This is a genomic window from Streptomyces coerulescens, from assembly GCF_042657965.1.
Classification (GTDB): domain Bacteria; phylum Actinomycetota; class Actinomycetes; order Streptomycetales; family Streptomycetaceae; genus Streptomyces; species Streptomyces coerulescens.
Genome location: NZ_JBHSKM010000002.1, coordinates 40,602 through 67,037 on the forward strand (window position 1 = coordinate 40,602; position 26,436 = coordinate 67,037).

At 70.7% G+C, this 26,436-nt stretch carries 25 protein-coding genes; 10 read left to right on the plus strand and 15 right to left on the minus strand.

Annotated elements, in window-relative coordinates:
• Positions 1-6: 6 nt before the first annotated feature.
• The 4 genes from ACFPQ9_RS01705 to ACFPQ9_RS01720 all read right to left on the minus strand — a co-directional run bounded on the left by ACFPQ9_RS01705 (position 7) and on the right by ACFPQ9_RS01720 (position 4,437).
• Entirely contained in the window at positions 7-777 is a 771-nt protein-coding gene (locus tag ACFPQ9_RS01705; protein ID WP_380845304.1) for a GNAT family N-acetyltransferase, read from the minus strand.
• A gap of 293 nt (positions 778-1,070) precedes the next feature.
• Complete coding sequence (locus ACFPQ9_RS01710; RefSeq protein WP_380845307.1) at positions 1,071-1,817, minus strand: succinate dehydrogenase/fumarate reductase iron-sulfur subunit; 747 nt, start codon at positions 1,815-1,817, stop codon at positions 1,071-1,073.
• Positions 1,814-3,763, minus strand: a complete 1,950-nt coding sequence (locus ACFPQ9_RS01715; RefSeq protein ID WP_380845310.1) for a fumarate reductase/succinate dehydrogenase flavoprotein subunit — start codon at positions 3,761-3,763, stop codon at positions 1,814-1,816. Before ACFPQ9_RS01715 ends, ACFPQ9_RS01710 begins: the two co-directional genes overlap by 4 nt.
• 2 nt (positions 3,764-3,765) lie before the next feature.
• Complete coding sequence (locus ACFPQ9_RS01720) at positions 3,766-4,437, minus strand: succinate dehydrogenase (RefSeq protein ID WP_380845313.1); 672 nt, start codon at positions 4,435-4,437, stop codon at positions 3,766-3,768.
• Between the two features lie 120 nt (positions 4,438-4,557).
• On the opposite strand from ACFPQ9_RS01720, the gene ACFPQ9_RS01725 reads away from it, so the two are divergent.
• Positions 4,558-5,442 carry a LysR family transcriptional regulator gene (locus ACFPQ9_RS01725; RefSeq protein ID WP_380845316.1) on the plus strand — a complete coding sequence of 295 codons (885 nt, stop codon included), beginning with the start codon at positions 4,558-4,560 and terminating at the stop codon, positions 5,440-5,442.
• A gap of 3 nt (positions 5,443-5,445) precedes the next feature.
• Here the strand turns inward: ACFPQ9_RS01725 and ACFPQ9_RS01730 are convergent, their stop codons facing one another.
• The 6 genes from ACFPQ9_RS01730 to ACFPQ9_RS01755 form a co-directional block, all read right to left on the minus strand.
• Positions 5,446-6,324 (minus strand): SDR family oxidoreductase, encoded by an 879-nt coding sequence (locus ACFPQ9_RS01730; protein WP_380845319.1) that lies wholly within the window; start codon positions 6,322-6,324, stop codon positions 5,446-5,448.
• Between the two features lie 21 nt (positions 6,325-6,345).
• The gene (locus tag ACFPQ9_RS01735) at positions 6,346-7,356 is read right to left on the minus strand and encodes an alcohol dehydrogenase catalytic domain-containing protein (protein WP_380845322.1); all 1,011 of its coding nucleotides are present in this window, start codon (positions 7,354-7,356) and stop codon (positions 6,346-6,348) included.
• Between the two features lie 131 nt (positions 7,357-7,487).
• Positions 7,488-8,378 carry a LysR family transcriptional regulator gene (locus tag ACFPQ9_RS01740; protein WP_380845325.1) on the minus strand — a complete coding sequence of 297 codons (891 nt, stop codon included), beginning with the start codon at positions 8,376-8,378 and terminating at the stop codon, positions 7,488-7,490.
• A 41-nt stretch (positions 8,379-8,419) separates the two neighbouring features.
• Positions 8,420-10,555, minus strand: a complete 2,136-nt coding sequence (locus ACFPQ9_RS01745; protein WP_380845328.1) for a putative bifunctional diguanylate cyclase/phosphodiesterase — start codon at positions 10,553-10,555, stop codon at positions 8,420-8,422.
• The gene (locus tag ACFPQ9_RS01750; RefSeq protein WP_380845331.1) at positions 10,552-11,364 is read right to left on the minus strand and encodes an SAM-dependent methyltransferase; all 813 of its coding nucleotides are present in this window, start codon (positions 11,362-11,364) and stop codon (positions 10,552-10,554) included. Before ACFPQ9_RS01750 ends, ACFPQ9_RS01745 begins: the two co-directional genes overlap by 4 nt.
• A 318-nt stretch (positions 11,365-11,682) precedes the next feature.
• Entirely contained in the window at positions 11,683-12,651 is a 969-nt protein-coding gene (locus ACFPQ9_RS01755) for an SCO0930 family lipoprotein (protein WP_380845334.1), read from the minus strand.
• A gap of 319 nt (positions 12,652-12,970) precedes the next feature.
• Here ACFPQ9_RS01755 and ACFPQ9_RS01760 point away from each other — a divergent pair, with 319 nt between their 5' ends.
• From ACFPQ9_RS01760 to ACFPQ9_RS01770, 3 genes are all read left to right on the plus strand, one after another.
• The gene (locus ACFPQ9_RS01760) at positions 12,971-13,594 is read left to right on the plus strand and encodes a hypothetical protein (protein ID WP_380845337.1); all 624 of its coding nucleotides are present in this window, start codon (positions 12,971-12,973) and stop codon (positions 13,592-13,594) included.
• Positions 13,595-13,609: 15 nt separating this feature from the next.
• A complete protein-coding gene (locus ACFPQ9_RS01765) occupies positions 13,610-14,374 on the plus strand; it encodes a bestrophin-like domain (RefSeq protein ID WP_380845340.1) in 765 nt (254 codons plus the stop codon).
• Between the two features lie 241 nt (positions 14,375-14,615).
• Positions 14,616-15,128: a hypothetical protein gene (locus tag ACFPQ9_RS01770; protein ID WP_380845343.1), complete on the plus strand. Its 513-nt coding sequence runs from the start codon at positions 14,616-14,618 to the stop codon at positions 15,126-15,128.
• 159 nt (positions 15,129-15,287) lie between these two features.
• Here ACFPQ9_RS01770 and ACFPQ9_RS01775 read toward each other — a convergent pair whose 3' ends face one another.
• Positions 15,288-15,785 carry a hypothetical protein gene (locus tag ACFPQ9_RS01775; RefSeq protein ID WP_380845346.1) on the minus strand — a complete coding sequence of 166 codons (498 nt, stop codon included), beginning with the start codon at positions 15,783-15,785 and terminating at the stop codon, positions 15,288-15,290.
• 332 nt (positions 15,786-16,117) lie between these two features.
• Here ACFPQ9_RS01775 and ACFPQ9_RS01780 point away from each other — a divergent pair, with 332 nt between their 5' ends.
• Entirely contained in the window at positions 16,118-16,780 is a 663-nt protein-coding gene (locus ACFPQ9_RS01780; protein ID WP_380845349.1) for a class F sortase, read from the plus strand.
• Positions 16,781-16,808: 28 nt separating this feature from the next.
• Here ACFPQ9_RS01780 and ACFPQ9_RS01785 read toward each other — a convergent pair whose 3' ends face one another.
• Entirely contained in the window at positions 16,809-17,678 is an 870-nt protein-coding gene (locus ACFPQ9_RS01785; protein ID WP_380845352.1) for a polysaccharide deacetylase family protein, read from the minus strand.
• A 105-nt stretch (positions 17,679-17,783) separates the two neighbouring features.
• Complete coding sequence (gene lysX, locus ACFPQ9_RS01790; RefSeq protein ID WP_380845355.1) at positions 17,784-21,062, minus strand: bifunctional lysylphosphatidylglycerol synthetase/lysine--tRNA ligase LysX; 3,279 nt, start codon at positions 21,060-21,062, stop codon at positions 17,784-17,786.
• 88 nt (positions 21,063-21,150) lie between these two features.
• Here lysX and ACFPQ9_RS01795 point away from each other — a divergent pair, with 88 nt between their 5' ends.
• Positions 21,151-21,612: a universal stress protein gene (locus ACFPQ9_RS01795; RefSeq protein WP_380845357.1), complete on the plus strand. Its 462-nt coding sequence runs from the start codon at positions 21,151-21,153 to the stop codon at positions 21,610-21,612.
• Between the two features lie 9 nt (positions 21,613-21,621).
• Here the strand turns inward: ACFPQ9_RS01795 and ACFPQ9_RS01800 are convergent, their stop codons facing one another.
• Positions 21,622-22,449, minus strand: a complete 828-nt coding sequence (locus ACFPQ9_RS01800; RefSeq protein ID WP_380845360.1) for an alpha/beta fold hydrolase — start codon at positions 22,447-22,449, stop codon at positions 21,622-21,624.
• A gap of 57 nt (positions 22,450-22,506) precedes the next feature.
• Here ACFPQ9_RS01800 and ACFPQ9_RS01805 point away from each other — a divergent pair, with 57 nt between their 5' ends.
• A complete protein-coding gene (locus tag ACFPQ9_RS01805; RefSeq protein ID WP_380845363.1) occupies positions 22,507-22,980 on the plus strand; it encodes a MarR family winged helix-turn-helix transcriptional regulator in 474 nt (157 codons plus the stop codon).
• A gap of 1 nt (position 22,981) precedes the next feature.
• On the opposite strand, the gene ACFPQ9_RS01810 is transcribed toward ACFPQ9_RS01805, so the two are convergent.
• On the minus strand, positions 22,982-24,124 hold the full coding sequence (locus ACFPQ9_RS01810; protein WP_380845366.1) for a CapA family protein: 1,143 nt from the start codon (positions 24,122-24,124) through the stop codon (positions 22,982-22,984).
• Between the two features lie 213 nt (positions 24,125-24,337).
• Here ACFPQ9_RS01810 and ACFPQ9_RS01815 point away from each other — a divergent pair, with 213 nt between their 5' ends.
• The 3 genes from ACFPQ9_RS01815 (at position 24,338) to ACFPQ9_RS01825 (ending at position 26,350) form a co-directional block, all read left to right on the plus strand.
• Positions 24,338-24,883 (plus strand): sigma-70 family RNA polymerase sigma factor, encoded by a 546-nt coding sequence (locus ACFPQ9_RS01815; RefSeq protein WP_380845369.1) that lies wholly within the window; start codon positions 24,338-24,340, stop codon positions 24,881-24,883.
• 146 nt (positions 24,884-25,029) lie between these two features.
• A complete protein-coding gene (locus ACFPQ9_RS01820) occupies positions 25,030-25,545 on the plus strand; it encodes a hypothetical protein (protein ID WP_030952313.1) in 516 nt (171 codons plus the stop codon).
• Between the two features lie 151 nt (positions 25,546-25,696).
• Positions 25,697-26,350 carry a zf-HC2 domain-containing protein gene (locus ACFPQ9_RS01825; protein WP_380845372.1) on the plus strand — a complete coding sequence of 218 codons (654 nt, stop codon included), beginning with the start codon at positions 25,697-25,699 and terminating at the stop codon, positions 26,348-26,350.
• Positions 26,351-26,436: the final 86 nt, after the last annotated feature.

The window sequence follows — 26,436 nt, forward strand, 5'->3', positions numbered from 1 at the left end:
CGTCGCTCACGCCGGGACGAGCGAGAGGAAGTGCCGCAGATAGCGCGAGTTGACCCGGCGCATCGACAGCAGCACATACAGGTCGGCGACCCCGAACTCCGGGTCGTGCGCGGCCTCGCCGCACACCCAGGCGCCCAGCCGGATGTAGCCGCGCAGCAGGGCGGGCAGTTCGATGCGGGTGGCGGGGACCGGGACGGTGGGCTCCCAGGGCCGCAGCGGCCGTACCCGGTACTCCTCCGGGGCCAGGTGCTTGGCCTGCACCCGGTCCCAGGTCGCGGCGGCGAGGGTGCCGCCGTCGGCCAGCGGGATGGAGCAGCAGCCGGCCAGCCACTCGTGGCCGCGGTCGACCATGTAGCGGGCGATGCCGGCCCAGATCAGGCTGATCACGGCGCCGTCGCGGTGGTCGGGGTGGACGCAACTGCGGCCCACCTCGACCAGATTCGGACGAAGCGAGTCGATCCGGGTGAGGTCGAACTCGCCCTCGGAGTAGAGTCGGCCCGCGACAGCGGCCCGCTCCGGCGGGAGCAGCCGGTAGGTGCCGACGACCTGTCCGGACACCTCCTCGCGGACGAGCAGGTGGTCGCAGTACGCGTCGAAGGCGTCGATGTCGTGACCCGGCTGCGGGGTGGTCAGCAGGGCCCCCATCTCGCCGGCGAAGACGTCGTGCCGCAGTCGCTGGGCGGCGCGCACGTCCTCCTCGTTGCGGGCGAGTCCCACGGTGTAACGGGTGGGTGCCGAGGGCTGCGGGGGACGGTCGACGGTCAGTACGCCGGTCATGGCTTACTCCTGGTCACGGGCCGGGGACGGCGAGCGGCGGGCAGTTGCGAGCGGTGCTGTGTGCCGCCCCTGTTCTTCCTATGCCGGTTGGCGTACGCATGACCTGTGCCAGGAGCGCGGATGTGCGGATGTTGAACGGCGCGGGCCGGTACCGGTCGTCCACATTCCGGTGCCCGTCCGGTCAGCCGGAGGGTCCGGTGCCGTTCACTTGGCGGGTGCGGAAACGGCGAGACGGGGCCGGGGAGCACCTCCCGACCCCGCCCGTCCGCACACGCCGGCGAACGTCTGTTGTGTTACCGCTTCACCTTCCGCGTGGCCCGCAGCCACTCCTTGTTCATGCTCGTGATCGACATCAGCGGGATGCCCTTCGGGCAGGCGGTGGCGCACTCGCCCGTGAGCGTGCATCCCCCGAACCCCTCGTCGTCCATCTGCGCCACCATGTCCAGCACCCGCGACTCCCGCTCGGGCGCCCCCTGCGGCAGCACGTTCAGATGGTTGATCTTGGCGGAAGTGAACAGCATCGCCGCACCGTTGGGACAGGCCGCGACACACGCCCCGCACCCGATGCACTCGGCGTGCTCGAAGGCGAGGTCGGCGTCCGGCTTCGGCACCGGCGTGGCGTGCGCCTCGGGAGCCGCACCGGTCGGTGCCGTGATGTATCCGCCGGCCTGGATGATCCGGTCGAACGCCGAACGATCGACGACGAGATCCTTGATCACCGGGAAGGCCGACGCCCGCCACGGCTCGATGTCGATCGTGTCGCCGTCCTGGAAGGACCGCATGTGCAACTGGCAGGTCGTCGTCCGCTCGGGCCCGTGGGCGTCGCCGTTGATGACGAGCGAGCACGCGCCGCAAATACCCTCGCGGCAGTCGTGGTCGAAGGCGACCGGGTCCTCGCCCTTGAGGATGAGCTCCTCGTTGAGGGTGTCGAGCATCTCCAGGAAGGACATGTCGGAGGAGATGCCGTCCACCTCGTACGTGGACATGGCGCCGTCGGCGTCGGCGTTCTTCTGGCGCCAGACGCGCAGGGTGAGCTTCATGCGTAGCTCCGCTGGGTGGGGTGGACGTACTCGAAGACCAGGTCTTCCTTGTGCAGCACGGGAGCGGCGCCCGTGTCGGTGAACTCCCAGGCCGCCGCGTAGGCGAACGCGTCGTCCTTGCGGGCCGCCTCGCCGTCCGGCGTCTGCGACTCCTCGCGGAAGTGGCCGCCGCAGGACTCGTCGCGGTGCAGCGCGTCGAGGCACATCAGCTCGGCGAGCTCCAGGTAGTCGACGACGCGGTTGGCCTTCTCCAGCGACTGGTTGAACTCCTCGCCGGTGCCGGGGACCTTGATCCGGCGCCAGAACTCCTCGCGGATCTGCGGGATCCGCTCCAGGGCCTTGCGCAGCCCGGTCTCCGTGCGGGCCATGCCGCAGAACTCCCACATCAGTTCGCCGAGTTCACGGTGGAAGGAGTCGGGTGTCCGGTCGCCGTCCACGGCCAGGAGCAGGTTCAGCCGGTCCTGGGTCTCGGCCAGCGTCTCCTGGACGACCGGGTGGTCGTCGGTGACCTGCTCGTGGTGCGGGTTGCGGGCGAGGTAGTCGTTGATGGTGGCCGGCAGCACGAAATAGCCGTCGGCCAGGCCCTGCATCAGGGCGGAGGCGCCGAGCCGGTTCGCGCCGTGGTCGGAGAAGTTGGCCTCACCGATGGCGAACAGGCCGGGGACGGTGGTCTGGAGGTCGTAGTCGACCCACAGGCCGCCCATCGTGTAGTGCACGGCCGGGTAGATCCGCATCGGCACCTGGTACGGATCCTCGTCGGTGATCCGCTGGTACATGTCGAAGAGGTTGCCGTACTTGGCCTCGACCGCCTTGCGGCCCATCCGCTTGATGGCATCGGCGAAGTCGAGGTAGACGCCCTGCCCGCCGGGGCCGACGCCCCGCCCCTCGTCGCAGACGTTCTTCGCGGCGCGGGAGGCGATGTCGCGGGGCACCAGGTTGCCGAAGGACGGGTAGATGCGCTCCAGGTAGTAGTCGCGCTCGTCCTCGGGGATCCTGTTCGCGGGACGGTCGTCGCCCTTGGCCTTCGGCACCCAGATCCGGCCGTCGTTGCGCAGCGACTCGCTCATCAGCGTCAGCTTGGACTGGTGGTCGCCGGTGCGCGGGATGCAGGTCGGGTGGATCTGGGTGAAGCACGGGTTGGCGAAGTATGCGCCGCGCCGGTGGGCCCGCCAGACGGCGGTGGCGTTGGAGTTCATGGCGTTCGTCGACAGGTAGAAGACGTTGCCGTAGCCGCCGCTGGCGAGGACGACGGCGTCCGCGAAGTAGGTGTCGATACGGCCGGTGATGAGGTCACGCGCCACGATGCCGCGCGCCTTCCCGTCGATGACGATCAGGTCGAGCATCTCGGTACGGGGGTGCATCTCGACATTGCCCGCGGCGATCTGCCTGCTGAGGGCCTGGTAGGCGCCCAGCAGCAGCTGCTGGCCCGTCTGGCCACGGGCGTAGAAGGTGCGGGAGACCTGGACGCCGCCGAAGGACCGGGTGTCCAGCAGACCGCCGTACTCCCGCGCGAAGGGCACGCCCTGCGCCACGCACTGGTCGATGATCTCGACGGAGATCTGCGCGAGCCGGTGGACGTTGGACTCCCGCGCCCGGAAGTCGCCGCCCTTGACGGTGTCGTAGAACAGCCGATGGACCGAATCGCCGTCGTTGCGGTAGTTCTTCGCCGCGTTGATGCCGCCCTGTGCGGCGATGGAGTGGGCGCGGCGCGGTGAGTCCTGGTAGCAGAACTGGACGACGTGGTAGCCCTGTTCGGCGAGGGTGGCCCCGGCGGAGCCGCCGGCCAGGCCCGTGCCGACCACGATCACCGTGTGCTTGCGCCGGTTGGCGGGGTTGACGAGCTTGGCCTCGAAACGGCGGGTGTCCCAGCGCTCGTTCACGGGTCCCGAGGGGGCTTTGGTGTCGGCGACGGGCTCGCCGTTCGTGTAGTCGGTGTACGCGTTCATGGTCAGCTCACCACTCCGGTCATGACGCCCACGGGTACGGCGATGAACCCGGCCGTGAGCAGCAGCGCGAGGACGTTGGCGACGGTCTTCAGGGCGCGGTCGCGGGTGCGGCTGCCCGCGCCGAGGGTCTGGGCGGCGCTCCAGAAGCCGTGCCGGATGTGCAGGCCGACTGCGAGCATGGCCACGATGTAGATGACGTTGCCGTACCAGGTGGAGAAGGTGTCCACGACGTTCTGGTACGGGCGGCCCTCCTGAAAGCCGCCGGAGTGCACGGTGCCGGTCGTCAGGTCGAGGAGGTGCCAGACGATGAACAGGCCGAGGATGATGCCGCCCCAGCGCATGGTGCGCGTGGCGTAGGAGGCGCGCGGCTTCTTGTGCACGTACTTGCTCGGGCGCGCCCTGATGTCGCGGCGGCTGAGCTGGTACGCCGAGGTGGCGTGCGCGACGACGGCGACGACCAGCACGATCCGGACGAGCCAGAGCGTCCACTCGTAGTGCATGAACGGTTCGCCGACGGTGCGCAGCCAGTGCGCGTAGTGGTTGAACTCGCCCGCCCCGAAGAAGATCTTCAGGTTGCCGATCATGTGGACGACCAGGTACGCCAGCATGATCAGTCCGCTGACCGCCATCACGGTCTTCTTGCCGACGGTGGAGTCCCACACCGTGCGTGCCATGGACGGCCGTCGATCCGTCCGCGTTGCCAGAGCCATGGAACACGACGCTAGGGCCGGACGGCCCCATCGGTCCAAGACATGGTCCGGCTCGTTTCCATAGCTGGTGCCTATGATGCCTGTATGCAGTTCCAGCAGCTCCAGTACTTCGTGGCGGTCGCCGAGACCCGGCACTTCACCCGGGCCGCCGACCTGGTGCATGTCGCGCAGCCCTCGCTGTCGCAGCAGATCAAGGCGCTGGAGCGGGAGTTGGGCGCGGACCTGTTCCTGCGGGCGCGCGGCAACATCTCGCTCACGGATGCCGGAGAGGCCCTGCTGCCGCTGGCCCGGCGCATCCTGGCCGACGCGGACACCGCACGGCACGAGGTGCAGGAGCTGGTCCAGCTGCGCCGCGGCCGGGTCCGCCTCGGGGCCACGCCGAGCCTGTGCACGGGCCTGCTCCCGGACGTGCTGCGCGCCTTCCACGACCGCTATCCCGGCATCCAGCTGCTGATCGAGGAGGGCGGCTCGCACGATCTCGTACGGCAGCTCGCCCGCGGCGCCCTCGACCTGGCCCTGGTCGTGCTGCCCCTGCCGACCCCGTCCCCGGCCCTGACCACGGTGGAGCTGCTGCGCGAGGACCTCGTGGTCGTCTCCTCCCCCGAGGCTCCCCACCCCGGCGGCGGCCGGCGCAGCGTGCGCGTCGCCGATCTGGAGGGCGAGCGTCTTGTGATGTTCCGGCACGGCTACGACCTGCGGGAACTGACCGTCGCCGCGTGCCGTGCCGAGGGCTTCGAGCCGGACTTCGCGGTGGAGGGCGGGGAGATGGACGCGGTGCTGGGGTTCGTGCGGGCGGGGCTCGGGCTGGCTGTCGTACCGCGCATGGTGGCGGCACGGTCGGGCCGGGGACTGCGGGTCACCCCGCTGGCCCGGCCCGGTCTGAACCGGACGATCGCGCTGGCCCACCGCAGCGATGTGGCGCCGCCGCGGGCCGCGCGGGAGTTGCAGCGGATGCTCCTTGAGCGGTGAGCGTCAGGAGCGCGGGGTCAGGAGGTCCGGCATGCCGATGCGCTCGTAGAAGCCGGCGCGGACGGCGTCGGCGACGTCGCTGACCCGCTCCGAGCCGTCGTCGGCCGGGTCGATGGTGGTGCGGAAGGGCCGCTCGCCCTTCGGGGTGTCGACGATGCGCACGATGGCGTCGGCGACCTCCCGGACGTCGGCGTCGGCCGGTGCCAGGGCGGCGAGGGCCTTGCCGACGTCGTCCATCAGACCGGCGTAGAAGGCGTCGTACGCCTCGGCGGTGGCCGTGTCGGCGGGGTGCATGGCGTGGGCGAAGTGGTTGGTGCCGGAGGTGAAGGAGCCGGGGATCACCAGGGCCGTGTCGATGCCGAAGCGGCTCAGTTCGACGGCGTAGCTCTTGGCGAGGTGGTCCATGGCCGACTTGGCGGCGAAGTACGGGCCGAGGTAGGGCGGGGTGCCGCCGTAGGTGCTGGACGAGCCCACCCACAGCAGCAGGCCGTCGCGGCGGGCCCGCATCTGCGGCAGGACGGCCCGGTTGACGCGCTGGGTGGAGAGCACGTTGGTGTCGTAGATCTCGGCGATCTGCTCGGGGGTGAAGGACTCCGTCGGGCCGAGCACCATGTGCCCGGCGTTGTGCACGACGACATCGATCCGGCCCACCTCGGCGACCGCGGCGTCCACGGACTCCTGGCTGGAGACGTCGAGTTCGACGGTGCGCAGGTCGACGCCGTGCTCGTCGGCGTAGGACCGGGCGTCGGCGACGGCGGGGGCGTTGCGGCCGGTGGTCTGGCGTATGCCGGCGTAGACGGTGTGGCCGGCGTCGGCGAGGGCGCGGGCGGTCAGGGCGCCGAAGCCGCTGGAGGCACCGGTGACGAGGGCGACGTAGGGCATGGTGGGACTCCTCGGGGAAAGTCAGGCGAAGGTGATCACGCTGCGGCCGTGGGCGGTGCCGTCGGCCATGGCGTCGAGTACGGAAGGTGCCTCGTCCAGGCCGATGGGCGTGACCTCGGGCAGGATGCCGTGGGCCGCCGAGAAGGCGAGGGTGTCGCGCAGGTCGTGCGGGGAGCCGGACGGGGACGCGGCCACGTGCAGCCGGTTGAGGATCATGGGCTGGGTGGGCAGGGTGAGCGGCTCGGAGCCGTAGCCGAGGAGCAGCAGGGTGCCGTCGGGGGCGATGCCGCCCAGGGTGGCGGTGGCCGCGGCGGTGGACGGGGCGGCGTTCAGCACCAGGTCGGCGCCGCCGTCCCAGGCCTTGAGGGCGTCGGCCGGGTCGGACTCGTCGGTGGCGACGAACAGTTCGGCGCCCAGCGCCTTCGCCTGGTCCTCGCCGCGCCGGGAGCGGCCGACCACGGCGACTCGGGCGCCCATGGCGACGGCGTAGCGCGCGGCCAGGGCGCCGACTCCGCCCAGGCCGACGACGGCGACCCGGGAACCGGCCCGCACACCGCCCTGCCGCAGACCGTTGAAGGCCGTGAGGCCCGCGCACATCAGCGGCGCCGCGGCCACCGGGTCGAGGCCGTCCGGCAGCGGGGTGACGAACCCTGCCTTGAACAGGGCGTACTCGGCGTAGCCGCCGTCGGCCACGATGCCGGTGATGCGCTTGCGGGGGCACAGGATCTGGTCGCCGCGCACGCAGTAGTCACAGTGCCCGCACGAGTCGTAGAGGAACTGGGCGCCCACCACCGTGCCGACCTCCGGGAAGGTCACGCCCTCACCCACGGCCGTCACCACGCCGGTGATCTCGTGGCCGGGGACGACGGGGTACCGGGCGAAGGGGTAGTGGCCGCGCAGCAGGTTCAGATCGGAGAAGCAGACGCCGCAGGCGGTGACCTTGACGAGGACCTCGCCCGCGGCGGGCTGGGGGACGTCGAGGTTGTCGAGGGCCAGCGGGAGGTTCGGGCCGGTGGCGACAGCAGCACGCATCGCGGGCTCCAAGGGGGGATCGGGGGCGGTACTCAGGTGCATTCCTTGCACTTCCGAGTCTGTGAGGCCTCGGTGATCCCGTCCAATGCCGGTTGCGGCCCCATTGATGCCCTGACGGCATCGGTGCAGGTCTACCGCGTGCCGTGGGCCCGCAGCGTCTCGACGAAGCTCGTCACCAGGTGCGAGGGGCGCGCGGCGTTCCAGGCCAGGGACACCTGCCCGGGCGGTACGTCGGCGACCGGGACGTAGGCGATGTCGGACCGCGGGAAGGCGGCCGCGACGGAGGACGGCACGAAGGCGATACCGCGCCCGCTGCGGACATAGCCCAACAGCTCCTCCATGTCGTGGAAGGCGGGGCCGTGGCCGGGCCGGGTGCCGTCGGGGCGGGGATCGGCGTTCCAGACCGCCGACCAGGCCTCGGTGGCCTCCGCGTACTCCAGGACGGGTGCGTCGGTCAGGGCGGCGAGGGCGACCTTGGCGTCGGGTGCCCGGGGATGGTCGACGGGCAGCACGGCGGCGATGTGCTCGGGGTACAGCGGCAGCAGGTCGATCCCCTCGGCCTCCAGGGGCGGCCGTACGAAGCCGACGTCGACGCTGCCGTCCAGCAGGGCCCGCGCCTGGCTCCACCAGCGCAGCCGGACCAGCTCGATGGACACGCGGGGGAACCGTGCCGAGAACGCGTTCAGAGCGAGGCCCACGTCCGTGCCGAGCATGAACCCGACGATCAGCGCGTTGTCGCCGGAGGCGATGCGCCGGGCCCGTTCCTGGGCTGCCTCCGAGGCGGCGAGCAGCGCCTTGGCGTCCCGCAGGAACTGTTCACCGGCCGGCGTGAGCGCGACATCGCGCGTGCTGCGGGTGAACAGCTCGACCCGCAGCTCGTGCTCCAGCTGCCGTACCTGCCGGGACAGTGCGGGCTGGGTGACGTGCAGGGCGACGGCGGCCTGGCCGAAGTGCCGACGCTCGGCCACGGCCACGAAGTAGCGCAGCTTGCGCAGATCCAGATCGATCGGCCGGTCGGGCATGGCCTCACGCTATACGGCCCGTCCCGTACGCCCCAGTCCCCTCAGCCCGTCGCGTCCACCAGCGCCAGTTCGTGCAGGCGCTCCGGCGGGCCCGGACGGGCGTAGTACCAGCCCTGGGCGGTGTCGCAGCCCAGTATCCGCAGCTGCTCGGCCTGGGCGCCGGTCTCCACGCCCTCCACCGTCACCGCGAGGCTCAGGCTGTGCGCCAGGGAGACGATGCCCTCGACGATCTTCAGGTCGACGGGGTCGGCCGGGAAGCGCTGCATGCTCTGCGTGAAGGAGCGGTCCAGCTTGAGGATGCTCACCGGCAGCCGGCGCAGGTTGGCGAGGTTGGAGTAGCCGGTGCCGAAGTCGTCCAGGGCGATGTCGACGCCCATGTCGGCCAGTCGGCGCAGGGGCTTGAGCAGGGCGTCGTCGGCGCCGATGAGGGCCGACTCGGTGACCTCCAGGCAGAGGGCATCGGGTGCCATGCCCGCGCGCTCCAGGATGTCGACGGTGTCCTGGACGAGTCCGGGGTGGGTGAGCTGGCACGGCGAGAGGTTGACGTTGATGCGGAAGGGCCCGGCGTCGTCGTGGCGTTCCCGCCACTCGCGGGCCTGGCGCACCGACTGCTCCAGGACCCAGCGGCCGAGCGGCACGATGAGCCCCGTGTGCTCGGCGAGCGGGATGAACCGGTCCGGGCCGAGGACGCCGTGCTGCGGATGCAGCCACCGCACCAGGGCCTCGGCGCCGCGCACGCTGCCGTCGCCGAGGTGGACCAGCGGCTGGTACTCGATGAAGAACTCGCCCCGGTCCAGGGCCGTCGGCAGTGCCGTGGTCAGCCCGTGCCGGGTGATGGCGCGGGCGTCGGCCTCCTCGTCGGCGAGCTCGAAGCGGTTGCCGCCCGCGGACTTGGCCCGGTACATGGTGATGTCGGCGCTGCGCAGCACCTCGGCCGGGCTGCGTTCGCCCGCCGGGCCCTCGACGATGCCGATGCTGCCGCGCACGGTCAGTTCGCGGCCGTCGACGCTGATCGGGGCGACCAGCACGTTCATGATCCGGGTGGCGAGCTCGTCGACCTCGCGCTCGGTGTCGGGGCCGGTGGTCAGCGCCACGAACTCGTCACCGCCGAGCCGGGCGACCATCTCGCCGGGCGCGGTGGCGCAGGACTGGAGGCGGTCGGCGACCTCGACGAGCAGCCGGTCGCCGGCCGCGTGGCCGAGGCTGTCGTTGACGGTCTTGAAGCCGTCCAGGTCGAGGTAGCACAGCCCGAACCGCTGGCCTTCCCCGGCGCTCAGTGCCTTCTCCAGGCGCTCGAAGAAGAAGGTGCGGTTGGGCAGGCCGGTCAGCGCGTCGTGGGTGGCCTCGTAGCGCAGCCGCAGGTTGAGCAGCCGGCGCTCGGTGGTGTCCTCCATCAGGGCCAGCTGGTACTGGGGTTCGCCGTCGGCGTCGCGCAGCAGGGAGACCGTGAGGTTGGTCCACAGCACCGTTCCGTCGGGCCGGTAGAAGGCCTTTTCGACGTGGTAGTGCTCGCGCTCGCCACGGACGAGTTCGTCGTAGAGCTTCCAGGTCTGCGGTGCGTCCTCGGGGTGGGTCCACTCCTGGACGTTGCGGGTGCGCAGCGCCTGTTCGGAGCTGCCGAACATCCGCAGCAGGGCGCCGTTGACCTGGATGATGTTGCCGTCGAGGTCGGCGATGCCGATACCTATGGCCGCGCCCTCGAACACCGCGCGGAAGCGGGCCTCGGTGTCGTGCAGGGCCTGGGCGACCACGCCCTGCGCCTTGAGCGCGGCCGCGGAGATCGCCTCCTGCTCGGCCAGGGTCCGCTCGCGCAGCGCCTGCGCGAACCCGGCGGCCATGGCGTGCTGGAGCCGCCCGCAGCGTGCCCGCAGGTCCTCCTGGTCACCGCCGTCGCCGCAGTACAGCACGAGGTAGGCCTCGACGCAGTCCAGCGAGCGGCTGAGCGCCTCGGGGTCGGTGCAGTGCGAGGCGACCAGAGCCGCGCCCACCGACCTGCCCTCGTCCGCGTCGAACGCCCTGGCCCTGAGTGCCTCGCTCAACCGTCGGGCGAGCGGCAGCAGTTGCTCCTCGAACTCCGGCCGGGTCGACGACGTCGAGGTGACCGGGAAGACCGCCCGGCTCCAGATCGTCGCGAACCGGCGCAGTCTGTCCTCCGGCCCGTCCGGCCCCGCGCTCACGCGGTACGCCCCACGCCGGCGAACCCGGAGAAGGCCCACGGATCCTCGTCCTCCGGTGTGGTGTCGGGCCGCCAGTGCGGCATCGGCACCAGTCCGGGTTCCACCATGTCGTACCCCTCGAAGAACCGCGCGATCTCGTCACGCGAACGCATGATCAGCGGGTTGCGAATGTCCTTGTACACGTCGACCGTGCCCTTGGCCCGCTCCTCGGGCAGCGGGATTCCCTCGTACGAGGCGTGCGTGAGCACCAGCATGCTGCCGGGCGCGAGCGCGTCGCGCAGCTCGGCCACCGCCTCATAGGGTTCGTCCTCGTCCTCCACGAAGTGCAGTATGGCAACGAGCAGCAGCGCCACTGGCCGGTTCAGGTCGATCAGGCGCTCGATCTCGGAACTGGTCAGGATCTCCTGGGGCTTGCGCAGGTCCGCGGCGACGATGTCCGCGTCGTCGTTGCCGGCGAGAACCGCCTGGCTGTGCGCGACGGCGACCGGGTCGTGGTCGACGTACACCACGCGTGCGCCGGGGTGTTGCGCCTGGGCCACCTCGTGGACATTGCCGAAGGTCGGGATGCCGGAGCCGATGTCCAGGAACTGGGTGATGCCCTCGTCGAGGGCGAAGCGCACCGCGCGGCGCATGAACGCCCGGTTGGCCTGCATGATCTTGGGGAGGCCCGGCATGAAGTCCATGGCCTTGCGGGCCGCTTCCCGGTCGACCTCGAAGTTGTGCGAACCGCCCAGGTAGTAGTCGTAGATCCGCGAGACGCTGGGCACCGAGATGTCGATGCTCCGGGGAGCCCAGGCGGGACGCTCCATCTATCTCTCCAAGGCGTAGGCGATCCGGTGTTCGAGCTGAGGCTACTGATCGCCCGCCAAAGGAGCGAGCGGAAACGGAAATTGACCATCCGTTCCCGGTCACTGCCAGTGGCACGTGCCGAATTGCCGCCCCTCGTACCCGCTACGAAAAATATGCCGACGCGGGCAAACCGGTCCACCCCCTGTGCGTGGAGCTTCAGGGGGTGGACCGGTGAGTCGGCGCGCCGGCCGTTCGTCCGGCAATCTCGCGTCCTCGTGACTCCCTTCCATGGACCTTCTCGACCGGGTGAGGCGATCAACCCTGGGGAGGTGTGATCCTTACTTCTCCGGCGCGCCGACCGGTGTGCCGTCGGGACGGATGGCGAACCAGGTGCCGCCGACGCCCTGACCGTTGGTGTCGCCGGGCTTCTTGTCACCGGCGAAGGTGTAGATCGGTACGCAGTCGATGGTCTGCTGCTTGATGCCGTCGGGCCGGTCGAAGACCACGTAGCCCTGGCCCCGGGGACCGGAGCCCTTCAGGTCGATGCCCTCGGTGTCCTCGGCGTCGACCGGCGCGATGACGGGCCACTTCTCCAAGCACTCGCCGGTGCAGGCCGTCGACATCGGCCAGGGCTTGTCCTTCATGAAGCGGTAGACCGTGTGGCCGTTCTTGTCGATGACGATCTCGCCGAGCTCGGAGTCCTTGCGTGTGGACAGACCGGGCAGCTCGGCATCCTCGCCCTGCGCCTTCTTGCCGGTGGGGGCCAGCGCGTACCAAGTGCCGCCCACGCCCTGGCCGTTGACGTCACCGGCCTTGGTGTCCTTGGCGTAGCGGTAGGCCGGCCAGCCGTCGATCGTCAGCTGCTTGGTGCCGTCGGTCCGGGTGACCGAGCCGAGCAGGTTCTTGTCGATGCCCACGCCGGCCTTGGCGTCGTTCGCGGGGACCGGCGGCCACTTCGCCGCGCAGTCGCCGTCGCAGTTCGACTTGGGCGGCTCGGCGACGTCCTTGTCGAAGCGGTAGAGGGTCATTCCGTCGCTGTCGGTCAGCAACTCGCCGAGTTCCGCGTTGGTGGCCACGGTCAGTTCACCCGCCGAGGCGGCCTGGGTGGCGGCGCCCTCCTGGCCCGCCGCACCCGCGTCATAGCCGGACCCGAGGCCGGTGCCGCTTCCGTAGTCACCGGCCGCGGCCGTGGCACCCACGTTCTGGCTGCTCGCCGGCGGGGCGGTTTCCGAGCCGCATGCCGTCGTCAGCGCCGCCACCGCCACGGCGCTCACCACGAGCGAGGCGCTCCGCCACGAGGTCTTCATCGTCAACTCCCCGATCATCACAAGGGTGTTGCAGCGCCCTGCTGCGCCGCCGCACGACAAGAGGTACGCACGAAGGCCGCTCTCGTGTTCAACCGGCACACAACTTTCTTTCCGGAGCCTGTGACGGCACCCCTGTCACAGCTGTGAACAACCGCATCAGTGCCGCGACTCCGTGCGCCTCCCGTAGCACACGCGTGCGCCCCGGTGGTCACGCGCACGCCCGCTGATCAAACCTTTCGAGGGGCGCCCGTCGCCCGTTCGGGGCATTTCATCCGTTCTCCGGCACGTCGGTGCGCACGGTGGCCTCAAGATCTTCGTCGTGCATGCACTCGAACCGACCCAATCCGCCCTGACCGCAAGGGTGTTGACGGTGGTCACGCTGACCTGGCTCCTGGTGTCGGCACCGTCCGGGGCAGCCGTGGCCACGTCCTGCGCGTACGTCGGCACGGGGCCGGACGGCACGCCGGTGGTCGTGGTCGCCGACACCGGGCCGGACGGCGCCCGTGCCGTCGCGGCGGCCGGCCCCGACACCTGGCCGACTCCCCCGCCCTGCCCGACGCCGACCCCCAGCCCTACGCCCACCCCGACGCCTTCGCCACCACCGAAGACGACGACACCGGCACCCGACCCGACGCCGACACCGACACCGACGCCGAAACCCCCGCCCACCCCGAAACCGAAGCCCCCTCCGCCGCCACCGGCGAAGCCGGCTCCCCGGCCCGCGCCGCCCCGTGCGCGGCCGACGCCCACTCCCACCCCGACGCCGAAGCCGAAGCCGTCGGTCAAACCCACGCCCAGTCCGTCCGCGACCCCGGTGCGCTATCCGCCGTACCGCGCCACCCCGCACAAGCGGGCCGTGCACCGTGCCCAGTCGCCCCTCACCTTCGTCCTGCTCATCGCGGTGCCCGCCATCGCCGCCGTCGCCGCGCTCCGACCGCGCTGACCCTGGAGGCTTCTCTTGCCGGAATGGCTTGTTCTCACCCTCGCGATGCTGGCCGCCTGCGCCGTGGTGGTCGTCATCACCCTCGTACGGCATCGCACTGCCCCCGAGGACGAGGATCCCTCCGAGACCCCGGACGTCATCGAGTACATGACGATGTGGATCGGCGTGGTGTACGCCATCGTGCTGGGTCTGGCGATCGCCGGGGTGTGGGAGGCCCGCAGCGCCGCCCAGGACCATGTCCAGGCGGAGGCCGTGGCGCTGCACGAGGTCTCCGAACGGGTCCGGGTGTATCCGGCCGACGTGCGCGACCGCATTCGGGACGATGTCAACGCCTATGTCGGACACGTCGTCACCAAGGAGTGGAAGCACATGACGGAGCACGGTGAGGTCACCGACCGCGGCACCGAGCTTCTCCAGCGCATCCGCGAGGACGTCACCGACTACGTGCCCGAGTCGGACTTCGAGGCGCAGGCCTATCAGCCGCTTCTGGACCAGGTGACCGCGGCGGACCAGGCGCGCAACTCACGCGCGAACTCGACCGGCGACACCATGCCGGGCGTGGTCTGGTTCGGGCTGCTGGCCGGCGGTGTGGTGACCATCGGGATGGTGTTCGCCCTCCAGATCCGGCGTACGGCCCGTGAGCTGGTCCTCGCCGGGCTGTTCTCCGCGCTGATCGCCTTCCTGCTCTTCCTCATCTGGGACTTCGACGATCCCTACAGCCGCGGCGTGACGGCGTCGACGGAACCGTTCCTCGCGCTCTTCCCGCACTCCATGGGCTGACCCGGCCCGCACTCGGGGACGGCGGCGGCGACGTGGTGACGGAACTCGATTCGATGCCGCCACGCCGCCACCGTCACCCGCCCGCGGGACCGCCGTCCCCTGAACGGGCCACACCGCATGCCCCATTCGTACGACACCGATCGCGCGGTTGTACGCACGTTCCTAGCGTTTCGGTCACCGAGGTGCATTCTGGCGCGAGCGGAAGAGGTCCGCGGCTGCCCCTCGGGGACCGGAGGACACCATGCGTGCGATACGCGTCGCTGCTGCCGCGCTGCTCGGGGTCAGCGCCCTCGCCATGACCTCCCCCGCCGCGCAGGCGCGGGACGACAACTCCGGTTTCCGGGCCACCGTCCGCCCGACCACCGTCGAGCCCGGCGAGCATGTCCTGCTGCGGGCCACGGGCTGCGAGCAGAGCGTGACCGTCTCGTCGGGCGTCTTCGACACGGCCACCATCCCCCGGGGACGGACGACGGCCTGGGCGAGGGTCGACCGGGACGCCAGGCGCGGGGTCGTCTACGAGGTGTCGTTCTACTGCGGCACTTTCTGGCAGAGCGTCGACCTCACCATCGCCGGCGGCCGGCCGGACCGACCGGATCGGCCCGACCACCCGGAGCACGGTGTGCGCGCGGGCGAGGGCGGTACCTTCGCCGGACTGGACCTCAAGGAGATCGGCCTGGGCGCCGCGCTCATCACGGCCGCGCTCGGCACCGCGTACCACCTCTCCCGGCGCCGCACCGACGAGGACGACGCCTGACAGGCGGCACCCACGCACTCAGACCTTCGCCCCGGATCCCCACGAGGGGGCCGGGGCCAAGGTCTGGGCGCGTGCGGTCTGTCTCACCTGTCACCTCATGTGGAATGTGCTCCGCGGGCGGCCGGCCTCGACCGTGCCGACGGACAGCGGGTCAGAGGGTCAGATCCGCTTCTCCGCGCGGCGCCGCATCCAGAACACCGCGCCACCGACAACGGCCACGACGATCAGCCCGCCGCCGATGGCCATGTCGGTCGGTGTCGCCCCCGTGGAGCTGCTGCCGCCGAGGCCGCCGCGGACGCCGCCGATGACGGTGAAGGCATTGGGGTGGGTCAGCGGCCGGCTCGCGCCCGTGCAGTGCACCGTGATGCTGTGCGCACCCGACTTCGCGTTCCTGTCGATCGTCGCGGTGCCCTTGGCCGTGTTTCCGCCGACCGGGGTCAGGGTCGTGGGCTTGAACGCGTCCGAGGTCGCGGTCCCGCCGCGCGGGCAGCCGTCGACGGTGATGGTCAGCTGCCCGCCGCGGGCGACGACGCTGGGCAGGGCGACGATGTTGCTCGGGCCGACGGGCATGCCGTCGCGCGCCACGGCCACCGGGGCGGCCAGACCGAGGGCGGCGACCGCGGTGGCGGTGGCCGCCAGGGTACGAGTGCTTCGCATGTGATCCTCCGCGGAAGACGCCCCGGGAACCGTCCCCGGTATCGATCGGCGAGAAAGCGCCTCCCAGAAAAACCCTCAGTTGCCCTGCCCGAGGCCGCATTTCGGCAATGGTCCGTCCTGGTGAGAGGACGCGCCGGACGACAACCCCACAATCGGAATTGCCGCAGGTCACGGACCGTCAGAATTTTCCGGCCGGTGGCAACTCGGATGGCGCACCGAAGGCGTGCGCACCACCCGTTCGTATCTGCCCCGTCGCCGGTTCCGCGTGCGGGACTTAGCGTTTTCGTATGCGCGAATGACGTGGCGACGGCCGCGTCGAGAGGGGAAGTCGAATGTCCGGTTTCGAGGTGGCCGAAGAGGAGGAGCGACGGAGGAAGCGTGCCCCCTGGGGCGTGATAGCGCTGGTGCTGCTGACCGGTCTGGCGCTCGTCCGCAACGGCTCCGGCGAGTTCGACGTGGGTCCGCCGCAGCCCGCTTCGGCGGCCGCGGCGGACCACCAGCTGCCCGGCGGGGTGTTCGCCCGGGCCGCTCAGCCGCTGCCGTTCGCCCTGCCGGACCGGGTGCGGATCCCCACGATCAACGTCGACGCGCCGATGATCCCGGTCGGCCTCGACGTGGACGGCTGGGTCGGTGCGCCCCCGCCGGAGGACCCCAATCTGTCGGGCTGGTTCACCGGCTCGGTGTCGCCCGGCGAGAAGGGCACCGCGGTGGTCGTCGGCCACGTCGACAATGTGCAGGGGCCCGCCGTGTTCTACGGTCTCGGCTCACTGGCGAAGGGAAATCACGTCGAGGTCGTCCGCAAGGACGGAAAGACGGCCGTGTTCGAGATCTACGGCGTCGAGGTGTTCCAGAAGGAGAACTTCCCCGGAGACCGGGTCTACGCCTCCAAGGGAACCGCCGAATTGCGGGTCATCACCTGTGGCGGCGGTTTCTCCCAGCAGAACGGTTATGACGGGAACGTCGTCGTTTTCGCCAGCCTGGTCGAGGTCCGCTGAGTTTTCCCCGACCCCTCGGCGAAAGCCGTCACACGTAGTGCCGTACCGGGACGGTGAGGTGATACCCGGAGTCCAGCAGCCGCGGCAGATAGAAGCGCAGCGCCTGGACGCTCTGGGAGCGGTCGCCCCCGGCGTCGTGCGAGAGCACCACGACGCCGGGGGCGGCGCCGTTCTCGACCCGGTCGACGATGGTGCGGGTGCCGGGGGTGGTCCAGTCGAGGGTGTCGACGGTCCAGGCCAGCGGGTCCATGCCCAGTTCGGCACCGATTTGGAAGGCGGCGCGGTTCCAGGCGCCGTAGGGGGCCCGGAACCAGGCGGGGCGCTCGCCGCACGACTCCTCGATGATGTCGCTGGTGCGCTCCATCTCCTCGCGGATCTCGCGGCGGCGGAGCCGGGTGAGCAGCGGGTGGGACCAGGTGTGGTTGCCGACGACATGGCCCTCGTCGGCCATCCTGGCGACGAGGTCCGGGTTCTCGGCGACCATCTCGCCGCACACGAAGAACATCGCGCGGATGTCGTACTCGCGCAGGGTGTCCAGCATGTGCGGGGTGTAGCGGGCGTCGGGGCCGTCGTCGAAGGTGAGCACCATCCGGCGGCCGCGTCCGGATACCTGGAGCATGGGTGCGCGGCGTACCGGCGTGCGGCGGGGGGCCGCCCTGGGCGGGCCGTATCCCATGAGCGGTTCGAGGCGGTACGAGGAGGGCTTGTGCGCGGTGCGCGCCTGGGGGCCCGCGACCGGGGCCGGGGACGGGGACGGGGTGGTGGCCCGTCGGACCGGCTCGTCGCCCGCGAACGTCGTGAACAGCCCGGCGGTGCCGGCCGCTCCGACGGCGGCGGCGCCGGCGAGCAGCGCGCGGCGTCGGGTGAGCAGACGCGGGGGCAGCTGATCCTTCGTCATGACTCATCAGTCGCCCGATGCGAGACCGACGCACCAGTACGACACCGGTACGGCCGTACGAATACACCCGCACGGACCTGCTGATTGGGCCGCCCGTGGTCCCGTTCAGCGGCGACGCACCAGGGGGAACGGCAGAGTTTCCCGGATCGTCAGGCCGGTGAGGAACATGACCAGCCGGTCGACGCCGATGCCGAGTCCGCCGGTGGGCGGCATGGCGTATTCGAGGGCGTCGAGGAAGTCCTCGTCGAGTTCCATGGCCTCGGGGTCGCCCCCGGCGGCGAGCAGGGACTGGGCGGTGAGGCGGCGGCGCTGTTCGACGGGGTCGGTGAGCTCGGAGTAGGCGGTGCCCAGTTCGGTGCCGAAGGCGACGAGGTCCCATCGCTCGGCGAGCCGCGGGTCCCCCCGGTGCTGCCGGGTGAGCGGGGAGACGTCGGTGGGGAAGTCCTTGTAGAAGGTGGGCAGGTGGGTCTTCTCCTCGACGAGCCGCTCGTACATCTCCAGGACCACGTCGCCGTGGCCGTCGTCGGCGACGTACGGCACGCCCACGCGGTCGCAGTGGCGGTGCAGCCGGAGCAGTTCGGTGTCGGGGTCGATCTCCTCGCCGAGCACCTCGGAGATCGCGCCGTACACCGTCTTCACCGGCCACTGGCCCGAGATGTCGTACTCCTGGCCGTCCTTGTGGGCGACCGGCGTTCCGAAGGCGGCCCGCGCGCAGCCCTGGATCAGCTCACGGACGAGGTCGAGCATCACGTCGTAGTCGGCGTAGGCCTGGTAGGCCTCCAGGATCGTGAACTCGGGGTTGTGCTTGTAGTCGACGCCTTCGTTGCGGAAGGTGCGGCCCATCTCGAAGACCTTCTCGACGCCGCCGACGCACAGCCGTTTGAGGTACAGCTCGGGCGCGATGCGCAAGTAAAGGTCCAGATCGTAGGCGTTGATGTGGGTGGTGAAGGGACGGGCGTTGGCGCCGCCGTGGATCTGCTGGAGGACCGGTGTCTCGACCTCCAGGTAGCCGCGCTCCAGCAGGCCCTGGCGCAGGGCCTGGACGGCGGTGGAGCGGGCGCGGACCACGTCGCGGGCGGCGGGGCTGGAGACCAGGTCGAGGTAGCGCAGGCGGACCTTGGCCTCGGGGTCGGCGAGGCCGCGGCGTTTGTCGGGCAGCGGGCGCAGGCACTTGCCGATGAGCTGCCAGGAGGTGACGAAGACGGTGGGTTCGCCCTTGTCGCTGACGCCGGCCAGGCCGGTGGCGCCGATGAGGTCGCCGATGTCGGTGTCGGCGGTGAAGCGGTCGAGCGCGGCGCCGGAGTCCTTGCGGGTGAGGGCGATCTGGTGGTCGCCGGACCAGTCGCGCAGCACGGCGAAGACGAGGCCGCCGAAGTCGCGGACCAGCATGACCCGGCCGGCGACGGTGACCTGTTCGCCCGCACGGACCTCGGCGAGGGCGTGAGTGCGGGACGGGATGCCGACCGGGTAGGGGTCGACGCCCTCGGCACGCAGCCGGTCCAGGGTGCGGTGCCGGATGCGGACCTGTTCGGGCAGGCCCGCATCCGGCGCGGCCGCCCCGGCCTCGTCCCCTCCTTCGAGGCCGAGCGCCGCCAGCGAGGGGAGTCCTTCGGTGGTCGCGGGGCGGGGACCGTTCCTCGGGTGCCCCTTTCTGCGGAGTTTGTGCAGCGACGGTACGGAGACGAAGCCCTCGGCGATGCCGGACGCCATGCCGATGCGGGCGAGGGAGGCGGCCTCGCCGTAGCAGATGAAGCGGGGAAACCACTGCGGGTTGTACTTGGCGTTGGAGCGGTAGAGGGCCTCCAGCTGCCACCACTTGGAGAAGAACAGCAGCAGGCGCCGCCACAGCCGCAGTACGGGCCCGGCGCCGATGCGGGCGCCCTCCTCGAAGACCGACCGGAAGACGGCGAAGTTCAGGGAGATCCTGCGGATGCCGAGCTTGGGTGCCGCGTCGCACAGTTCGGCGACCATGAACTCCATGACGCCGTTGGGGGCGCCGCGGTCACGGCGCATCAGGTCCAGCGAGACGCCCTCCCTGCCCCAGGGCACGAAGGACAGCAGGGCGAGCAGTTCGCCGTCCTCACCGAGGGCCTCCAGGAGGAGGCAGTCGCCGTCGGCGGGGTCGCCGAGGCGGTCCAGGGCCATGGAGAAGCCGCGCTCGGTCTCGGTGTCGCGCCAGGCGTCGGTCTTGCGGATCACCTCCTCCATCTCGGCGTCGGTGAGGGTGGAGTGGCGGCGGATACGGCAGTGGGCGCCGGTGCGGCGGACGCGGTGGACGGCCTGCCGGGTGACCCGCATGTCGCGGCCGTCGAGGTCGAAGTCCTGGGGCCGCAGGATCGCCTCGTCGCCGAGTTGGAGGGCGCCGAGTCCGGCGCGGGCGTAGGCGGTGGCGCCGTCCTCGGAGGCGCCCATCGCGGCGGGCACCCAGGCGTAGCGGCGGGCCAGGTCCAGCCAGACGGCGATGGCGTGCGGCCAGGCCTCCCGGTCGCCGACCGGGTCCCCGCTGGCGAGGCACACGCCGGCCTCGACGCGGTAGGTGACGGCCGCCTTGCCGCTGGGTGAGAAGACGACGGCCTTGTCGCGCCGGGTGGCGAAGTAGCCGAGGGAGTCCCCCTCGCCGTAGGCCTTGAGGAGGGCGCGGATGCGGGCCTCCTCGTCGTCGTGCAGGGAGGCCTCCATGCGCTGCGAGCGGAACAGCGTCGCGGCGGCGTTGAGGAGGGCGAGCGCGCCGAACAGGCCGAGCAGGAAGTACAGGGGGCGCGGCGGCCGTCCGTCGTAGGTGGTGCCGGAGACGAGGCCGCCGCAGACCCGGTCGGCGGCCCACGCGAGGCGCTGGCTCTGCGGCAGCGTGCCGGGGAACAGTTCGACGAGCCCCCAGCCGAGCAGGATGCCGATGACCAGCCCGACGAGCAGGACGCCGAGGGCTCTTCGTACGGCCGCTCTGCGGGAGGCGGCGTAGAACTCCTTGCGGGCGACGATCAGCAGGGCCAGGGCGAGGCCGCACACGATGAGGGACGGGACGGAGTCGGAGTAGTCGCCGACGACCGTGCCGAGGATGTCGGTCAGGACGAGCAGGCCCAGATAGACGACGACCAGCCACCAGGCGATCTTCTTGCGGGCGGCCGTCGCGGCGGCGAGCAGGAAGAGGAAGACGGCGTAGGCCAGGTTGGCACTGACCGGGACGATGATCTGGTCGAGGGCGCGCACGACGGGGCGCAGCGCGGTGCGCAGTGGCGGGATGATCGCGAGCAGGACACACAGCAGTCCGAGAGCGCCGAAGAAGGTCGCGAAGCCTTCCGGCACCCTGCTCATCAGGCCGTGTCCGGGCGGCCGTGCCGGACCCGTGACGTCCCTGTCCCGCGCGGCCTCCACGGTGGCACTCATGTTCCGACTGTAGGAAGCCCCACGCCTCTTCGCCCGTCGAGCGTCCCGCCCGGCGGCGGGACCTGGGGCTTCCGATAACCTCCTGCCCGTGACGGAACAGCACTCGCACCAGTTCGAGCGGGGAACGGACGGACCCAAGGTCATCGTGGTCGGCGTGGACGGCTCCGACTCGTCGCTGCGCGCGGCGGCCTACGCCGGTGGTCTGGCCCGACGGCAGAACGCTCTGCTCGCCGTCGTGTACGTGCAGCCGGTGATGACGGCGGGCGCGGCCCTGGGCGCGCCGGTCGCGGAGACGACCAACGAGATCGCCGAGTCCCTGATCTCCTACATCCGTGAGGCCACGGAGCGGCTGAAGGGGATATTCGACGTCCGCTGGGAGTTCCACACCTTCCAGGGCGACCCCTACAACGGGCTGGTGAAGGCCGCGGACGACCTCAAGGCGGACGCCGTCGTGGTGGGCGCCTCGGAGCAGGCCGGTCACCGGATCGTGGGTTCCGTCGCGATCCGGCTGGTGAAGGCGGGGCGCTGGCCGGTGACGGTCGTGCCGTAGCCACGGGCGTCACAGGGACCGCAGGAAGTCGAGCAGGATCTCGTTGAAGACCTCGGGCTTCTCCAGGCTCGGGAAGTGTCCGGTGTCCTCGACGGTCACCGACCGGCCGTTGCGCACGCCGCGCACGAGCCGCTCGGCCATCTCGATGCCGTCGGCCGCGTCGAGCGCGCCATGGACGGCGAGTACGGGTACGTCGATCTCCGGCACCCGGCTCCAGGGGTCGGCGAGGGGCACGCGCCAGTCCTTCTCGCCGAGGGTGTGCTTGCCGAGCGTGTGCGTCGCCATCTCCCGCATCCTGCGCACGGCCTCGGCGTCCACCTGATCCACGGTGCGGTGCGGGCCGGACACGTTCTTGGCGAAGGCCTCGACCCAGCCGGCGACATCACCGGCGCCCAGCAGGCGCGCCGACTCGGCGCCCCGCTCCACCGTCCAGGGGTCGGAGTACTCGAACGCGCTGGTCCCGGCGCCGCTGACGACCACCGCGCGCACCAGCTCGGGGTACTCGAGGGCGGTGTCGGTGGCCACCGCCGCGCCCATGCACGCGCCGACCAGGACCGCGGGTCCGGCATCGAGATGGCGCAGCAGGGCGCCGAGGTCGTCGGCCCAGCGGAACGGCCCATCGGCGTTGGCGGAGAAGCCGAAGCCCCGCACGTCGGCCGCGATGACACGGTGTCCGGCGGAGACCAGGGCCGGTATCTGGTCGTCGAAGAAGCGGTGGTCGACCCATCCGGGGTGCACGAGGACCACGAGATCCCCGGCCCCGGCGTCGCGGTAGGCGAGGTCGCCGTCGGTCGAGGTGAAAAAGCGCAGATCCGAAGCTTGCGTCGCTGTCGTCATGACAACCAAGGTGTCATCTTCGGAGAGATTTGGCAACTGAGGTGTCATGATGGGCCCGTGAACGACTCCGCCAAGCCCCTCTCCCCCGACGATCTCGGCCACCGGGTCAGCGAGGTGTTCGATCTGATCGGCGCCCTCTATCGGCGTGGCCTGCGCAAGCTCGAACAGGGCGAAGAGGTCGAGGGGGTGTCCGTCGGCGTGCGCTCCGTGCTGGTGCTGCTGCACAGATACGGATCCATGACGGTGCCTCAGATGGGCCGGGTCATGACGCTGACCCGGCAGTTCGTGCAGCGCATGGTCAACGACGCGATGACCAGGGGCTGGGTCGAGGCCACAGCCAATCCCGCGCACCAGCGGTCCTCGCTGATCCGCATCACGGACGAGGGCGAGGCCGTCATCACCGCGATCCTCGCGCGCGAGCACGCCCTGAACCGGCAGGTCGGCGGCGAGCTGACCGACGCCGAGCTCCAGGCGTGCGTGCGCGTACTGAAGGAGATGCTGAGGACCTTCGACCACGTCGACGCGGACTGACCTACTCCCCCATCGCCAGCCCGTCGTCCGCGGCACCCCGGCTCAGCACGACCTGGCGGATGCGGTCCCGCACGCCCTGCAGTTCGGCGCCCTTGGCGATGGCCCGGTTGAGGTTGATGACCCGGCCTGCGTCAATGTCGAACAGCTGCGGGAGGTACTCGGCCTTGGTCACCTCCCAGCGCTTGCCGGCCCGGTCGGGCGGCTCGAAGCGGAAGCGGGCGAGGGTGGACTGGTTGCCGCGCGGGTCCTGCACGCCCTGTTCGTTGTACATCGCGCCGGCGACCTGGTCGCCCATGCCGTAGACCACCCAGGTGCCGTTCACCTTCTCGTACGCCTGTGGCACATGGGCGTGGGTGCCGAGGATCAGGTCGATGTCGGGTCGGTCGCCGGAGCGGGCGGCGGTGAGGTCACGGGCCAGGTCCAACTGGTCCTCGTCGGGCGCGTCCTGCCATTCGGTACCCCAGTGCATCGACACCACGACCACATCGGCTCCACCCCTGCGGGCGGCGCGGGCGTCCTCGACGATCTTCTTCCGGTCGATCAGATTGACCGCCCAGGGCTGCCCGGGCGGGAGCGGGAAGTCGACACCGTACGTGTACGCGAGCTGCGCGACCTTGGCGCGGCCCGCACGCATGACGGACACGCTGCGCTGCTCGCCCACACTGCGGGCCGTGCCCGCGTGCCGCACCCTCACCTGATCGAGCGCGTTCAGCGTGCGCAGGATGCCGGCGGCGCCGTCGTCGAGACTGTGGTTGGACGCCGTCGAGCACCCGTCGTAGCCGACCGAGGCGACGCCCCGGGCCACCTCCGGCGGGGACTTGAACAGGGGGTAGCCGGTGTACTCGCCGTTCTCGCCGTAGACGGTCTCCATATGACACAGCGCCAGGTCGGCTCGGGAGACCACGGATCGCACACCGTCGAACATCGGGCGGAAGTCGTACCCCTTGCCGCCCGCGTCGAAGCGGGCGCGATCGATGATCGCGGTGTGCGGAAGGATGTCGCCGGAGGCGACGAGGGTGAAGCCGCGGGTGCCGGCGGCGGGCGCCGCGCGTCCCGCGACCTCGCGGTTGTGGGCCTGACAGGCGGCACCTGCGACAAGCACGGCCGCGACAGCGATGGCCACAAGCCGACTGCGTGCGATCATCAGCTCACCCCTTGTGGTCGTATATACGCACCAAAATAGGTACGAATTAGAGCACGCTCGCAAACAATCCGGCCGTTTCCGTTAGCCCGTACGGTCCGCCCCGGCTTGCGGAAGGGACCGTTCATCGAACCGTTCGCCGACGCGATCGACCGTCCGCCGCAGATCCGTGCGTGCTCCCTGTCCCCGGACTGCCGCCTGCGATGCCATACGGCCATGACGGCCGGAATCACCCTCACGAACGGGACGACCGCCGAGCACGAGCTCGCCGCACTGCAGCGGGAGCACGGCCGGCCCCTTTTCGCGCTCCTGCTCCGGCTCTGTGACGGCGACCGGCAGCGCGCCGAGGACCTCGTGCAGGAGACGCTGGTGCGCGCCTGGCAGCATCCCGAGGCCCTGCGCGCCGACGACTTCGACTCGGTGCGGCCCTGGCTGCTGACCGTCGGGCGACGCCTGGCGATCGACGCGCGACGGGCCCGGCAGGCACGTCCGCCGGAGGTCGGCGACGCGATCCTGGAGAACGCGCGCGTCATCTCCGATCACGCCGAGCGGGCCGCCGAGATGCTCGACGTCCGCGAGGCTGTGAAGACACTCACTCCCGAGCACCGTGAAGTCCTGGTGCTCGTGTACTTCCAAGGGGCGAGTGTTGCGGAGGCCGCGGAAACCCTTGGTATTCCGCCCGGTACGGTGAAGTCCCGCGCGTACTACGCACTGCGCGCACTGCGTCGGGTGCTTCCCGGATACGCGGCCGACCTGCGGTGAAACCGAAGGCTTGGTCAAACCTCCGTAAAGCGCCTTGCTGAACACCCCGGTTGAGTAATCGGCTGTCCTCATCCGTGTTCCGGATTGGGCAAGGGCCCAGGGCCCCGGGGTAGGGCGACGCACTCACCGGAGGAAGGCAGGAAGGGATGCTGCACAGAGGTCAGGAGAGCACGGACGGCACCGGTGGCGGTGAACTCACCGTCCCCATGGCGTGGTTGTACGCCGAGTACATCGCCGACGAGCTGCTGCGCACCGGCGATCTGATGCCGCCGACGTCCTTCGAGTTCCGCGCGGGGCGTGACGCCCTGGCGCTGACGATCTTCCTGTCCGACACCGACGGCGAGCTGTCCGGCATCCGGGTGGTCACCCAGCTGGAGACCTGGCTGTCGCTGACGGCCTACGACCAGCCGTGGCAGGACTGGGTGGGCGAGCGCATGGCGGGCCTCGCGGCCGAAGCGACCGACTCCGGCGGGCCCGCGCCCGACCTGGAACTCGCCGAGGCGGCTTGGCGCTGGCTCCAGGAGACCGAGCTGCTCGCGCCCGATCTGAACGCCGTGCCGGGCGGCGGTGCGCCGGTCGGTGAGGACGAGGGACCGAAGGTGTGGACGCCGGCGTGGCAGCTCGGGCTGCCGCTCGGTCACCTCGCCATCCACCTTTTCTAAGTTCTTTTCTCCTCGGACCAATCCTCGACGCCGACCGCTCCGAATCACTTGGTTGCGATTCTCCAAGTGGCTTGAGTGATTCGACTGTCTGGTGCGTACCAGTGGGCGCAAGGAGTAACACACCCCACACCCAACGGCACGAGGATTCGGCATGAGGTCCCTGGAGAGGCATCGCGACGTCGCCGCGTACGCGCTCGGCGTGCTGACTGAGGCGGAGGCGTTCCGCTTCGAGGACCACCTCATGGAGTGCCCCCGCTGTGCGGCACACGTGACCGAGTTCGGGCCGGTCACCCGCCAGTTGATGCTGTACCGGCGGTCCACGCCCCAGTTCGTGAGCCCCATGACCAAGCCGGGTCCGCAGATGTTGAACCGCCTGCTCGAAGCGGTGGCGGTCCGCCATCGCGCACGACGCCGGCGCACCCTGTACGCCGTGGCCGCCTCGGTGGTGATCGCCCTCGCCGCCCCCGGCATCGCGATCATGGCGGGCGGCGACGACAGATCGGTCCAGGTCGTCCAGGCGACCGACGAGCGGTCCGGGGTGTGGGCGCAGGTCACGACCGAGAACGAGATGTACGGCAGCCAGGTGGAGCTGAAGGTGAAGGACGGCGCGGGGCCGCGCCCCTGCCATCTGATCGCCATCGGCCGCGACGGCTCGGAGGAGACCGTGACCAGTTGGTCCGCGGCCCACCACGACGCCCGCGAGAACACCATGACGGGCGCTTCGGCGATGCACAGCGAAGAGATCGCACGCTACGAGGTGCGCACCGCCGACGGCGAGCACCTGGTGACGCTCGAACCCCGCTAGGCGCTGCGCCGGACGAGCCGTGATCGGCCGTCGTTCGTCCGCGGCGCCGTCGTGGCCGGTCGCGCCCACGCGGCGGAGCCGCAGGT